General features: G+C 68.9%; 12 protein-coding genes and 1 pseudogene. 7 read left to right on the top strand and 6 right to left on the bottom strand.

The annotated features are described in order from the left end of the window. Positions 1-136 precede the first annotated feature (136 nt). Positions 137-2,182, bottom strand: a complete 2,046-nt coding sequence (metG, locus tag AC1DYN_RS29265; protein WP_477965733.1) for a methionine--tRNA ligase — start codon at positions 2,180-2,182, stop codon at positions 137-139. 93 nt (positions 2,183-2,275) lie between these two features. Between metG and apbC the strand changes: the two genes are divergently transcribed. After that, positions 2,276-3,367 (top strand): iron-sulfur cluster carrier protein ApbC, encoded by a 1,092-nt coding sequence (gene apbC, locus AC1DYN_RS29260; RefSeq protein ID WP_477965731.1) that lies wholly within the window; start codon positions 2,276-2,278, stop codon positions 3,365-3,367. A gap of 8 nt (positions 3,368-3,375) precedes the next feature. Beyond that, complete coding sequence (locus AC1DYN_RS29255; protein ID WP_477965729.1) at positions 3,376-3,618, top strand: hypothetical protein; 243 nt, start codon at positions 3,376-3,378, stop codon at positions 3,616-3,618. Positions 3,619-3,657: 39 nt separating this feature from the next. On the opposite strand, the gene AC1DYN_RS29250 is transcribed toward AC1DYN_RS29255, so the two are convergent. From AC1DYN_RS29250 to hisN, 5 genes are all read right to left on the bottom strand, one after another. Further along, positions 3,658-4,263, bottom strand: coding sequence for a hypothetical protein (locus AC1DYN_RS29250; RefSeq protein ID WP_477965727.1), 606 nt, complete (start codon positions 4,261-4,263; stop codon positions 3,658-3,660). After that, on the bottom strand, positions 4,256-4,594 hold the full coding sequence (locus tag AC1DYN_RS29245) for a hypothetical protein (RefSeq protein ID WP_477965725.1): 339 nt from the start codon (positions 4,592-4,594) through the stop codon (positions 4,256-4,258). Before AC1DYN_RS29245 ends, AC1DYN_RS29250 begins: the two co-directional genes overlap by 8 nt. Before the next feature lie 138 nt (positions 4,595-4,732). Further along, entirely contained in the window at positions 4,733-5,725 is a 993-nt protein-coding gene (locus AC1DYN_RS29240; RefSeq protein ID WP_477965723.1) for an MBL fold metallo-hydrolase, read from the bottom strand. Positions 5,726-5,728: 3 nt separating this feature from the next. Beyond that, on the bottom strand, positions 5,729-6,268 hold the full coding sequence (locus tag AC1DYN_RS29235; protein ID WP_477965721.1) for an Mpo1 family 2-hydroxy fatty acid dioxygenase: 540 nt from the start codon (positions 6,266-6,268) through the stop codon (positions 5,729-5,731). Positions 6,269-6,383: 115 nt separating this feature from the next. Continuing rightward, positions 6,384-7,181, bottom strand: coding sequence for a histidinol-phosphatase (gene hisN / locus AC1DYN_RS29230; protein ID WP_477965719.1), 798 nt, complete (start codon positions 7,179-7,181; stop codon positions 6,384-6,386). Between the two features lie 154 nt (positions 7,182-7,335). On the opposite strand from hisN, the gene AC1DYN_RS29225 reads away from it, so the two are divergent. The 5 genes and pseudogenes from AC1DYN_RS29225 to AC1DYN_RS29205 all read left to right on the top strand — a co-directional run. Next, complete coding sequence (locus tag AC1DYN_RS29225; RefSeq protein WP_477965717.1) at positions 7,336-8,340, top strand: ABC transporter substrate-binding protein; 1,005 nt, start codon at positions 7,336-7,338, stop codon at positions 8,338-8,340. Positions 8,341-8,354: 14 nt separating this feature from the next. Then, on the top strand, positions 8,355-9,353 hold the full coding sequence (locus AC1DYN_RS29220; RefSeq protein ID WP_477965715.1) for an ABC transporter ATP-binding protein: 999 nt from the start codon (positions 8,355-8,357) through the stop codon (positions 9,351-9,353). Beyond that, positions 9,350-10,978 (top strand): ABC transporter permease subunit, encoded by a 1,629-nt coding sequence (locus AC1DYN_RS29215; RefSeq protein ID WP_477965713.1) that lies wholly within the window; start codon positions 9,350-9,352, stop codon positions 10,976-10,978. Before AC1DYN_RS29220 ends, AC1DYN_RS29215 begins: the two co-directional genes overlap by 4 nt. Positions 10,979-10,982: 4 nt before the next feature. Next, positions 10,983-11,747, top strand: a complete 765-nt coding sequence (locus AC1DYN_RS29210; protein WP_477965735.1) for a DeoR/GlpR family DNA-binding transcription regulator — start codon at positions 10,983-10,985, stop codon at positions 11,745-11,747. A gap of 103 nt (positions 11,748-11,850) precedes the next feature. Then, a pseudogene (locus AC1DYN_RS29205) lies at positions 11,851-12,024 on the top strand (ethanolamine permease); the annotation flags it as partial.

Below are 12,024 nucleotides of genomic sequence, written 5' to 3'. Positions count from 1 at the left end.
CCTTCGCATCGCCTTCTCCGTCTGGCGCTCCAATCAGCCCTTCAACCCTCAACTCGTCGGAAAGGCTTGACGCTCGACATAGAACCTACATGATTCGTGGATTCGCAGCCCGGATGCCAATCCGGGATCGCAAACCTCAGCGAACCCGCAAGCCCGGCGTCGCCCCCGGCCATGGCTCGAGCACGTACAGCCCCGGGTGCGCCTTCTCGTCCGCATGCGAGGCCGCCAGCACCATGCCTTCGCTGAGCCCGAACTTCATCTTGCGCGGCGCCAGGTTGGCCACCATCACGGTGAACTTGCCGACCAGGTCTTCGGGCTTGTAGGCCGACTTGATGCCGCTGAAGACGTTGCGCGTCTTCGCTTCGCCGACGTCCAGCGTCAACCGCAGCAGCTTGTCGCTGCCCTCGACCGCCTCGCAGGCGACGATCTTCGCGATGCGCAGGTCRAYCTTGGCGAAGTCGTCGATCTTGATCTCGGGCGCCAGCGGCTCGCCGCCGGGCGGCGGCAGCTCGATCACCGGCGGCTCGAGCAGCGCATCCAGCAGCGCCGGGTCGACGCGCTGCATCAGGTGCTTGTACTCGCCGATGGTGTGCGCCCCGAGCGCCCGCGACGCATCGGCAAAGCGCATCGGCTCGACCTTCAGGAAAGCCTCGACCTGCGCGCTGAGCGTCGGCAGCACCGGCTTCAGGTAGATGGCGAGCACGCGGAAGGCCTCGATRCAGACGCTGCAGACGTCGTGCAGCACCGCCTCCTGGCCGGCCWTCTTGGCCAGGTCCCAGGGCTTGTTCTGGTCGACGTATTCGTTGACGCGGTCGGCCAGCAGCATCACCTCGCGCAGCGCCTTGCCGTACTCGCGCTCCTCGTAGAGCTCCTCGATCTGGCCGCGGTGTGCGCGCAGGCCGTCGAGCAGCGCGCGGCCCTCGACGCCCAGGTCGGCCGACAGCCGGCCCGCGAAGCGCTTGCTGATGAAACCGGCGGCGCGGCTGGCGATGTTGATGAACTTGCCGACCAGGTCGGAGTTGATGCGCGCGACGAAATCGTCGGGGTTGAAGTCGATGTCCTCGACCTTGGCGTTCAGCTTGGCGGCGATGTAGTAGCGCAGCCATTCGGGGTTGAGCCCGACCTGCAGGTACTTCAGCGGCGAGATGCCGGTGCCGCGGCTCTTGCTCATCTTCTCGCCGCCGTTGACGGTGATGAAGCCGTGCACGTTGACGCGGTCGGGCGTCTTGCGCCCGCTGAAATGCAGCATCGCCGGCCAGAACAGCGTGTGGAAGTAGGTGATGTCCTTGCCGATGAAGTGCACCTGCTCGACGGCCGGGTCCTGGAAGAAGGCGTCGTAGTCGCGCCCGGTCTTGCCGAAGTAGTTCTTCAGCGACGCGAGGTAGCCCACCGGCGCGTCGAGCCAGACGTAGAAGTACTTGTTGTCGGTGTCGGGGATGCGGATGCCGAAGTAGGGCGCGTCGCGGCTGATGTCCCAGTCGGCCAGGCCGCCGTGGCCCTGCTCGTCGACCGAGAACCACTCGCGGATCTTGTTCAGCACCTCGGGCTGCAGGCGGCCGGGGGTGTGCGTCCAGTCCTTCAGGAACTCGATGCAGCGCGGCGACGACAGCTGGAAGAAGTAGTGCGCGCTGCTCTTGAGCACCGGCGTGGCGCCGCTGAGCGCCGAGTACGGGTTCTTCAGCTCGGTGGGGGCGTAGACGGCGCCGCAGTTCTCGCAGGTGTCGCCGTACTGGTCCTTGGTGCCGCAGCGCGGGCATTCGCCCTTGATGTAGCGGTCGGGCAGGAACATCGCCTTCACCGGGTCGAAGAACTGCTCGATGGTGCGCTCGGCGATCAGGCCTTCTTTTCGCAGCGCGCGGTAGATGTCCTGCGCCAGCTCGTGGTTCTCGGGCCCGTCGGTGGAGTGCCAGTTGTCGAAGCCGATGCTGAAGCCGTCGAGGTACTGCTTGCGGCCGGCGGCGATCTCTGCGACGAACTGCTGCGGCGTCTTGCCGGCTTTTTCGGCGGCGATCATGATCGGCGCGCCGTGGGCGTCGTCGGCGCAGACGAAGTGCACCTCGTTGCCGACCATGCGCTGGAACCGCACCCAGATGTCCGCCTGGATGTACTCCATCATGTGCCCGATGTGGAACGGCGCATTGGCGTACGGCAGGGCGGTGGTGACGAAGAGCTTGCGGGTCATCGGGGGATTCCGGATGCGAGGAGAGAGCCGGTCATTCTAGAAGCGGGTCATTCTAGGCTTGCTAGACTGCCGCTCGCCAATCCCGGACCCGCCATGCCCATCACCGAATCCGCCGTTCTCGCCGCCTTGCAGGCGGTCATCGACCCCCTCACCGGCAAGGACTTCGTCAGCACGAAGCAGCTGAAGAACCTGCGCATCGCCGGGGTCGACGTCTCGTTCGACCTGGAGCTGGGCTATCCCGCGAAAAGCCTGCATGCCGCGCTGCGCGAGACGCTGGCCGCCGCCGCCCGCACGGTGCCGGGCGTGGCTGGCGTCGAGGTCGCGATCTCGACCCGCATCGTCCCGCATGCGGTGCAGCGCGGCGTGCAGTTGCTGCCCAATGTCAAGAACATCGTGGCCGTGGCCTCCGGCAAGGGCGGCGTCGGCAAGAGCACGACCGCCGCCAACCTGGCGCTGGCGCTGGCCGCCGAGGGCGCGAAGGTGGGCATCCTGGATGCCGACATCTACGGCCCCAGCCAGCCGATGATGATGGGCCTGGAAGGCCGGCCGCAGAGCGCGGACGGCAAGACCATGGAGCCGATGAAGAACCATGGCGTCGAGGTGATCTCGATCGGCTTCCTGGTCGAGGCCGACAACGCGATGATCTGGCGCGGCCCGATGGCCACGCAGGCGCTGGAGCAACTGCTGCGGCAGACGAATTGGGGCGACCTCGACTACCTGATCGTCGACATGCCGCCCGGTACCGGCGACATCCAGCTGACGCTGTCGCAGCGCGTGCCGCTGACCGGCGCGGTGATCGTGACGACGCCGCAGGACATCGCGCTGATCGATGCGCGCCGCGGCATCAAGATGTTCGAGAAGGTCGGCGTGCCCATCCTGGGCATCGTCGAGAACATGGCGGTGCACGTGTGCAGCAACTGCGGACATGTCGAGCACATCTTCGGGGCCGATGGCGGCAAGCGGATGGCGAGCGAATTCGGCATGGACTACCTGGGCGCGTTGCCGCTGGCGCTGAACATCCGCGAACAGGCCGATTCCGGCCGGCCGACGGTGGTGAGCGAGCCCGACGGCGAGACGGCCGGGCTGTACAAGGCGATCGCGCGCCAGCTGGCGGTGAAGATCGCGCAGCGGGCCAAGGATTTCTCGTCGAAGTTCCCGACGATCTCGATCTCGAAGAACACCTGAGGATGGCCATGCGCTGGACGCCACTCGGACTGTGGGCCCTGATGGCGGCCGCGGCCTGCGCGGCGCCGGTGCAGGACGACGGTGCGGCGCGCGCCGCCTGGGCGCGCAAGCTGCAGGACTACCAGCAGTGCAAGGCGCAGCAGCGGGCGCCGAGCTATGGGCCGGCGGCGTCGGCACCGGCGAAGAAGGCCTGCGTGGATCCGGGGCCGTTCGTGCCGGCTTCGGCGGCGTCTGCCGCGGCGAAGGGTTGATTGGATCGGGCCAGGCCACGAGCAGCCCCGCCGCATCGATCAAGGCATCTTCGGGATCCTCCCCGCCGCGAGCTTTCGATGGATCGATCCCCACATTCGCATGTAGCTGCATACGATGTAGGTCACCACCACCAGCGCCTGGAACGCGAACCAGTGCATCAGGAAGAACGACGAGAAACTTCGTTCTGCGCAATCGACGCAATCGAGCGTCCGGAACAGGCCCGCGATCTCGACCGCGAGAAGCAGGACGAAGAACGTGATGTACAGCCCGAGCCGAAAGAGGCCGCGTCGCAACGAGCAGGCGTGCGGGTTCCACAGCCCGGTGGCCAGGTTGGCCACGGCAATCCGGCGCAGCGCACCGTGCACGCGAAGCCCCACCGCCTTGCGATGAATCCAGTACAGCGATGCCGGGCCGATCGCCAGCAGCGCCAGCACGTACAGGAACGTCGCCGGATGAAGACGCACCGCCGTCGCCAAGGCCCATCCGGGCCCGGGATCCCGGCTCATCAGCGACGCCGTGCGTGACGCCGATTCGGGCTCCATCAAGCCGACGCCATAGGCCAGCAGGCACATCAGGTTCGGCAGGCAGAACACGGACCCGACGGTCCAGTGGACCACCCTGCCATGGATCTCGGGGCTACGCATGGCGCACGCTCGCCACCAGGCGCTCGACGGCATACCCGATGCCATAGAGGACGGGCAAGGTCATGCCCCCGATCCGCAGGTACGCCTCCAGCCACGTGGCGCGTTCCAGCAGGCGGCCGAGGCCACCGTGGTCCAGCAGCCAAACCTGCGGCGTCAGCGGGAACCACAGCAGGCCGCGCTGCGACTGCGTCGTCGCCTGCAGCCCGCCGGCCAGCTGGATGCAGGTGATGCACACGTAGAGGTACGCCAGGCAGAGGCCGAGCCCGGTCTTGCTGAACCAGCGTTTGCCGCTGCGCGCGGCCGGCGATTGATGCGTGTTCGAGTTCGTCACCTTGCGCTCCGTGAAGGGAAGAGGCGCAAAGGCTAGGCACCCTTTATGGAGGAAAAGCGAAGGACGCCATGCCGTTTCGCGAACGCGGCATGAGCGATATCGATGGCTCGGTGCCTCGGCCCGCGCGCTGCATCAGGGTCAGGGCGCAAACGGCGCAAAGACCGGCGGCAGCCGCAGCTCGACGTCATCCTGCCTTGCCCGCACCGCCAGGTCCGCCAGCGTCGACCCGAAGTCGTCGAACAGCAGCGGCATCGCCTGCAAGGGTTGATCCAGCGGCAGCCAGAAGTCGTCCCAGTGGATCGGCACGACACGTTTCGCGCCGGTGAGTTGCACCGTCTCGTGCCAGTACGCGCTGCGGTACGCCGCGTCCTTCTTGCCGAGCGTGCCGACGCCCAGGAAGACCGTGTCGACGCGCTGGCCCGCCAGCGCGCCCGGGATGAACCCGGCGCTGCCCTCGACCAGCCAACGCCCGCCCGACGCATGCTCGACCAGCAGCGACCAGACCTGGCCCTCGCGCCACGCCGGGGCACGCGTGGGCGGCACCACCGGCGACACGATGTTCTCGACCGAGATGCCGTCGCTCCACGGCGTCGGGCTGTGGCGCGATGCGATGAAGGTCAGCTTGAACCTGCCCAGCGCCACCGTATCGCCCGGCTGCACTTCGCGCAGCTGCTCCTGCGGCAGCCCGGCGCCGAAGCCGATCTGCATCGTCGAGTTCGATCCGATCAGCACCGCACCGGTGCGCCGGGCCACGCTGGGCGAATCCATCGCGTGGTCGTAGTGGGAATGCACCGGCACGACCGCGGCCAGCTTCGTGACGCCCAGTCGCTTCAGCGCAGCATCGATGGCCGCGCCGTCGGGCCCGATGCGGCCGAAGAAGGTCGGGCGCATGCCGGGGCGCGAGAAGAAGCCGTCGGTCATCCACGCGGTCTCGCCGTCGTCGAACAGCAGCGTGGCAACGCCGGCAAAACGCACCGTGACCGTGGCACCGGGCGGAGCCGGCGGCAGGGTCAGCGAACGGAAGTCTTCGAAGGAGGGATGGCGCTGCGCCTGGACGACCAGGAACGCGGTGGCCAGGACCAGGACTGCCGCGAGCGCCAGCGCGGCGCGCCTGGTCCAGCGCAGAAGCACGGATCAGGCGGCAGGGTGCGCCAGGTCGCGCAGGACGGTCGGCCCGACCCGGCGCTCGATCTCGGCCAGCAACGGTCGTCCCCAGCCCAGCGAGAACATCACCTCGGCCGTCACGAACATCGGCCCGACCAGCAGGCCGACGATGTCGTCGACGAAGGCCGGCTTGCGCCCTTCGTAGTAGTGCCCGACGAACTGGATGACCCAGCCGAGGATGAAGCTGCCGAGGCCCCAGCCCAGCCAGCTGGCGAGGCTGCCGCCCGAGACGGTCTGTGCCAGCGCCATCAGCACGCCGTTGACCAGGCTCACCGCCAGGCCGAGCGCCAGGTTGCCGCGGGTCAGATACCAGACCGTTGCCAGCCCCCACACGATCCAGGCCGGCGTGAGGGCCAGGCTGCCCAGCGTGAAGGCCGGTTTGGCGAGCAGCACGCCGACCGCGAACACGATCAGCGGGATGCCGGCGAAGTGGGTGGTGATGTTGCGGCGGTCGCGGTGATAGGCCGCGTATTGCGCCAGGAGGTCCAGGGCCGAACGTTGTCTCGTCATGGTGTTCTCCGTGGTCTGAGCCAGGGCTGCGATCGGAAGCCCATCTTAGAGCGCTGGGCATCTTTCGCAAGGTTTCGACTGTGACACCTTGCACATGGCGTGTTTGCCGATGTTTTCAAGCATCGGCCAGCCCCGCCAGCGCCTGCGCATGCAAGGCCGGTGTTGCCGCCGCCACGACCCTGCCGTCCGAGGCCATGTGCAGTGGCCGCCCCTGCCAGTCGCTGATGACCCCGCCGGCCCCCTCGATCACGGGCACCAGCGCCAGGTAGTCATAGGGTTGCAGCCCGCTCTCGACGACCAGGTCGACGTGGCCCGAGGCCAGCGAGCCGTAGCTGTGGCAGTCGCCGCCGAAGCGGCGCAGCGCCGCCTGGCGGCTCAGGCGATCGAAAGCGAGCCAGCCAGCCGCGTCGAAGGCGTCGGGCGAGGTGGTGTAAACCCGCGCATCGGCAAGGCGGGTGCAGGCGCTCGCGTGGCACGGCGTGCCGTTCCACGTGCTCTGCTGCCCGCTGCTGCCGAGCCAGCGCTCGCCCAGCGCTGGCAGGTTGACCAGTCCCAGCACCGGCCGCCCGCGCCACAGCAGCGCCAGCAGGTTGCCCCACAGTGGTGAGCCGGTGATGAAGGCCTTGGTGCCGTCGATCGGGTCGATCACCCACACCCAATCCGCATCCAGCCGCTCGCGGCCGTGTTCTTCGCCGAGCAGGCCGTGGTCCGGCCGCACCGCGGCAAGGCGCTCGCGCAAGGCGCGCTCGACCTCGCGGTCGGCCACCGTGACCGGGCTGTCGTCCGCCTTGGTCAACACCTCGACGCGGCTGCGAAACCAGCGCAGCGCGGCGCTGCCGGCCTCGTTTGCCAGCTGCATCGCGAGCCGCTCATGGGCCGGCAGGGAAGACAGGAACTCCGATTCATCGCTCATGGGGACCTCATCGCTTGGCACGCTTCGTGCGAAACCCGTTCCGTTGAAACGCACAGATTTGCACAAACACCCGGAAATGCACAGCGCCAATGCACGAAGCGTGCCCTGCACTGGTGACCCGCCCCGGTTTGACGCACCCCACTGGAGAAGTCCGATGACCCTCATCCGCCCCTTGCTGATCGCTGCCGCGCTGTGTGCGCTGTACGGCCCGGCCCGCGCCGGCACCATCACCGCCTACACCGCACTGGAGGAGAACGAGATCGCCGACTACGTGGCTGCGGCGAAGAAGAGCCTGCCCGACGTCGACGTGAAGGTGCTGCGCCTGTCCACCGGCGACCTGGGCGCGCGCATCCTGGCCGAGGCCGGCAACCCGCAGCACGACGTGATCTGGGGCTGGGCGGTGACCAACATGCTGGATCCGCGCATCGGCGCGATGGTCGAGCCCTACGCCGGGAAGGGCGTCGACAAGCTGCCGGCCGCGTACAAGGCGGGTGACGGCAAGTGGTTCGCCGCCACCGGCTACATGGCGGCGTTCTGCGTCAACACCGAGGTGCTGAAGGCCAAGAACCTGCCGATGCCGACCTCGTGGAAGGACCTCGCCAACCCGATCTACAAGGGCGAGGTGGTGATGCCCAACCCGGTGTCCTCGGGCACCGGCTACCTGCAGGTGGCGGCGCTGCTGCAGTCGCAGGGCAACGACAAGGGCTGGGCCTTCCTGAAGGCGTTGGACGGCAACGTTGCGCAGTACATCAAGTCGGGTTCGCGCCCGTGCAAGGCGGCCCGCGCCGGCGAATACGCGATCGGTGCTTCGCTCGCCTTTGCGGCGATCCAGTCGGTGGAAGAAGGCTTCCCGGTCAAGATGGTGATCCCGAGCGACGGCGCCGGTTACGAGCTGGAGGCTTCGGCGCTGATGAAGAGCTCGAAGAACAAGGCCGACGCGAAGCGCTTCCTCGACTGGACGCTGTCTCCCGAGGCCGCGGCGCTGTACACCCGGTACAAGGAGATCGTGACGATCCCCGGCACGCCGCCGTCGAAGGCGGCCCAGATCGCCGGCCTGCCGGCCGACCTGTCGAAGGTGCTGTACCCGATGAACTTCGCGCAATCGGCCAAGGACCGCGACGCGACGCTCGCGGCTTGGCAGAAGGCGATCGGGCGCTGAGGGTGGCGGCGGGGATGGCGCTGCAGATCAGCGCACTGCACAAGAGCTTCGACGGCTTCGTCGCGCTCGACCACATCGACCTGTCGATCGGTGCCGACGAATTCGTCTGCCTGCTCGGGCCGAGCGGCTGCGGCAAGACGACGCTGCTGCGCATCATCGCCGGGCTTCTGCAAGCCGACCGCGGCCGGCTGATGCTGGGCGGGCGCGATCTGGCCGCGGTGCCGGCACGCGAGCGCGGCTTCGGCATCGTGTTCCAGTCGTACTCGCTGTTCCCGCACATGACGGTCGCACAGAACGTCGGCTACGGCCTGCGCATCCGCGGTGCACCGGCGTCCCGCATCGAGGCGCGGGTGGCCGAGTTGCTGGAGATGGTGAAGCTCGCGGAACTGGCCGGACGCTACCCGGGCCAGCTGTCGGGCGGACAGCAGCAGCGCGTCGCGCTGGCGCGCGCGGTCGCGGTGGACCCGGCGCTGATCCTGCTCGACGAACCGCTGTCGGCGCTGGACGCCAAGGTGCGCGCCGAGCTGCGGCGCGAGTTGCGTGAGCTGCAGCGCCGGCTCGGCATCCCGACGCTGATGGTCACGCACGACCAGGAAGAGGCGATGGCGCTGGCCGACACCATCGTCTGCATGAACGGCGGCCGCATCGAGCAGCAGGGCACGCCGCAGCAGCTGTACCTGCAACCGCGCACGCGCTTCGTGGCCGATTTCATGGGTCACGGCAACCTGCTGCCGCGCGACTGGGTGCGCGACGCGGCGCCCGAGCTGCTGCACGGCGACCCCGAGGGCGACGAGGCCTGCGTGCGTCCCGAGCGCATCGTCCTGGCAGCGCAGGCCGGCGCCGACAGCCGCGTCGTCGACGTCAGCTTCCTCGGCAACCTGCGGCGCCTGCGCATTGCGTGGCGCGGGCGCGAGCTGCTGGCCGAGCTGCCGGCGGCCGGCCCGCTGCTGGCGCCGGGCGATGCGGTGTCGGTGCGCATCGCGGCGGCCGATTGCGCCTGGGTCCGCGCATGACGGCAACGCCGTTCGATCGCTGGCTGCTGCGCCTGGGGCTGTGGATCCCGCTGGCGGCGCTGCTGATGTTCTTCGCGCTGCCGATGCTGACGATCGCCTGGCGCAGCCTGCTGGACGACAACGGCGGCGTCGGCCTCTCGAACTACCTGGCGCTGTGGCATGCGCCGGGCGTGTGGCGGGCGCTGCTGCACAGCCTGGTGCTGGGGGTGGCCACCACCGCGATCACGCTGCTGCTGGCCTTCGTGCTCGCGTTCGGCCTCGAGCGCACCGCGATGCCGGGCAAGCGCTTCGTCGGCGCGAGCCTGGCACTGCCGGTGCTGGCGCCGTCGCTGGTGCTGGGCCTGGGCTTGATCTTCCTGCTCGGGCGCAACGGGCTGGTCGGCAAGCTGCTGGGCGTGCGGCCCGAGCTGTACGGTTTCACCGGCCTGCTGCTGGCCGACGTGATGTACGCGCTGCCCCAGGCAGCGATGATCCTGCGCGCCGCGCTGCGCCACGGCGATGCGCGGCAGTACGAGGCGGCCGAGCTGCTGGGGGCCACGCCGTGGCGGCGATTCGTCGACATCACGCTGCCGGGCATGCGCTACGGCCTGCTGAGTGCGGCCTTCGTGGTGTTCACCGTCACGATCACCGATTTCGGCAATGCGGTCGTGATCGGCGGCGACTACCAGGTGCTGGCGACCGAGATCTACAACCAGGTCAGCGGGCAGATGAAGTTCGGGCTCGGTTCGGTGGTGGGCCTGGTGCTGCTGCTGCCGGCCGGGCTGTCGGTCTGGATCGAGCACGTGGCGGCGCGCCGCCAGGCCGGGCTGGGCGCAGAGTCGGCGCGGCCGCCGCAGCCGCAGCGACGCGCGTGGCGCGACGTGCCCTTCTTCGCCGGCTGCATGCTGATTGCCGCCGCGCTGTCGTGCGTGGTCGGCACGGTCGTGCTGGGCAGCCTGATGCGGCTGTGGCCGTACAGGCTCGAGTTCACGCTCAAGCACTACGACATCACGCTGGCGGGCGGCTATGCGCCGCTGTGGACGTCGCTGGCGGTGTCGGTGCTGGCGGCGGGCGGCGGCACGCTGTTGCTGTTCGGTCTCGCGCTGGGGGCGCGTCGGCTCGCACCGCCGGCGGCGCGCGCGGTGGCCTTGCTGGCCGCGCTGCCGGTGGCGGTGCCGGGCCTGGTGCTCGGGTTGTCGTACGTGTTCGCGTTCAACCGCCAGGGCTGGCCGTTCGCGGCGTTGTACGGCTCGGTCGTCCTGCTGGCGCTGTGCAACTTCTACCACTACCACACGCAGGCCTACGTGACGATGGCGAGCGGCGTGCGCGCGGTGCCGGCCGCGCTGGAGGAGGCGTGCAGCGTGCTCGGTGGCGGCGTGCTGCGCAGCTGGCGCGACGTGGTGGTGCCGGCGCTGCGCCCGACGCTGTGGGCGGTCGGGCTGTTCCTGTTCATGCGCTCGATGGTCACGCTGTCGGCGGTCATCTTCCTGGTGACGCCGTCGACGATGCTGGGGGCGGTGAGCGTGATGCGGCTGGACGAGGCCGGTTTCACGTCGCAGGCGGCGGCATTCTCGACCTGCATCATGGCGATCGTCGGCGCCGCGGCCCTGGCGCTGCAGGCGCTGTCACGTTCGAGGAGTGGCTGAGCCGATGCTGCAGGAGGACCGATACCAGAGACTGCGGGCCCTGCTCGCGAACTTCCAGCGCCTGGGTACCGAGCGCATCGCGGTCGACCTCGGCGTGTCGCGCGAGACCGTGCGCCGCGACGTGATGGCGCTGGAGGCCCTGGGCGAGTTGCGCCGCGTGCACGGGGGCGTGGTCGCGACCGGCCCCGAGCCGGAGGCGCCGATCGGCGAGCGCGTGAAGGTGCGGCTGGCCGAGAAGCGCGCCATGGCGCGAGCGGCAGCCAAGCTGTTGCAGCCGGGGCAGACGGTGTTCCTCGATGCCGGCAGCACGGTGTCGGCGCTCGCGGCCGAGCTGGCGTCGCTGTCCGGCCTGACCGTCATCACCAACTCGTTCGACGTCGCGATGACCTTGGTGGCGACCGATGCGCGACGCCATGAGGTCATCCTGCTGGGGGGGCGACCGGTGGCCGACATCGGTGCCACCTATGGCGAGCAGACCGTGGCCGAGATCAACCGCCATCACGCCGACCTCGCGCTGCTGTCGCCGGTGGCCCTGCATGCCGGGCATGGCGCGACCAGCTACGAGCATCGCGAGGCCGAGGTCGCGCGTGCGATGGTGGCCCGTTCGAAACGGCGCGTGATCCTGGCCGACCACGCCAAGCTGGGGCAAACCAGCCGCATCGGGTGGTGCGATGTGGGCGACATCGACCTCGTGGTCACCGATGCGCGCTCGCGGCGCATGCCGGCTCTCCAGGCGCTGCGCGATGCCGGGTGCGACGTCGTCTGCTGATGCTCCCGGATGCCAATCCGGGGACGCAGGAACCAGAGGAACGAATCTTGCGAGCCAGAACGCAGCAGTCCCATCCAACCCCTTCGTCGCGATTGGAGCTTCCATGCAAACGGGTCATCTCAAAGCCACGCTGAACGCCTGGCACCTGTGGGGACTGGCCGTCGGGCTGGTCATCTCCGGCGAGTACTTCGGCTGGAGCTACGGCTGGGCCAGCGCCGGCACGCTGGGCTTCCTGGTCACCGCCACCGTGGTCGCCGCGATGTACACCACCTTCATC

This window comes from Rhizobacter sp. P2_D12 (assembly GCF_056404395.1).
This window is presented reverse-complemented; position numbering and strand designations above follow the sequence as displayed.

What these genes read in the sequence shown, in the direction of transcription:
- AC1DYN_RS29220 (WP_477965715.1), top strand. Translation starts at nt 8,355, where the DNA reads ATGGCGCTGCAGATCAGCGCACTGCACAAGAGCTTCGACGGCTTCGTC.
- apbC (WP_477965731.1), top strand. Translation starts at nt 2,276, where the DNA reads ATGCCCATCACCGAATCCGCCGTTCTCGCCGCCTTGCAGGCGGTCATC.
- AC1DYN_RS29250 (WP_477965727.1), bottom strand. Translation starts at nt 4,263, where the DNA reads ATGCGTAGCCCCGAGATCCATGGCAGGGTGGTCCACTGGACCGTCGGG.
- AC1DYN_RS29255 (WP_477965729.1), top strand. Translation starts at nt 3,376, where the DNA reads ATGCGCTGGACGCCACTCGGACTGTGGGCCCTGATGGCGGCCGCGGCC.
- hisN (WP_477965719.1), bottom strand. Translation starts at nt 7,181, where the DNA reads ATGAGCGATGAATCGGAGTTCCTGTCTTCCCTGCCGGCCCATGAGCGG.
- AC1DYN_RS29210 (WP_477965735.1), top strand. Translation starts at nt 10,983, where the DNA reads ATGCTGCAGGAGGACCGATACCAGAGACTGCGGGCCCTGCTCGCGAAC.
- AC1DYN_RS29225 (WP_477965717.1), top strand. Translation starts at nt 7,336, where the DNA reads ATGACCCTCATCCGCCCCTTGCTGATCGCTGCCGCGCTGTGTGCGCTG.
- AC1DYN_RS29215 (WP_477965713.1), top strand. Translation starts at nt 9,350, where the DNA reads ATGACGGCAACGCCGTTCGATCGCTGGCTGCTGCGCCTGGGGCTGTGG.
- AC1DYN_RS29235 (WP_477965721.1), bottom strand. Translation starts at nt 6,268, where the DNA reads ATGACGAGACAACGTTCGGCCCTGGACCTCCTGGCGCAATACGCGGCC.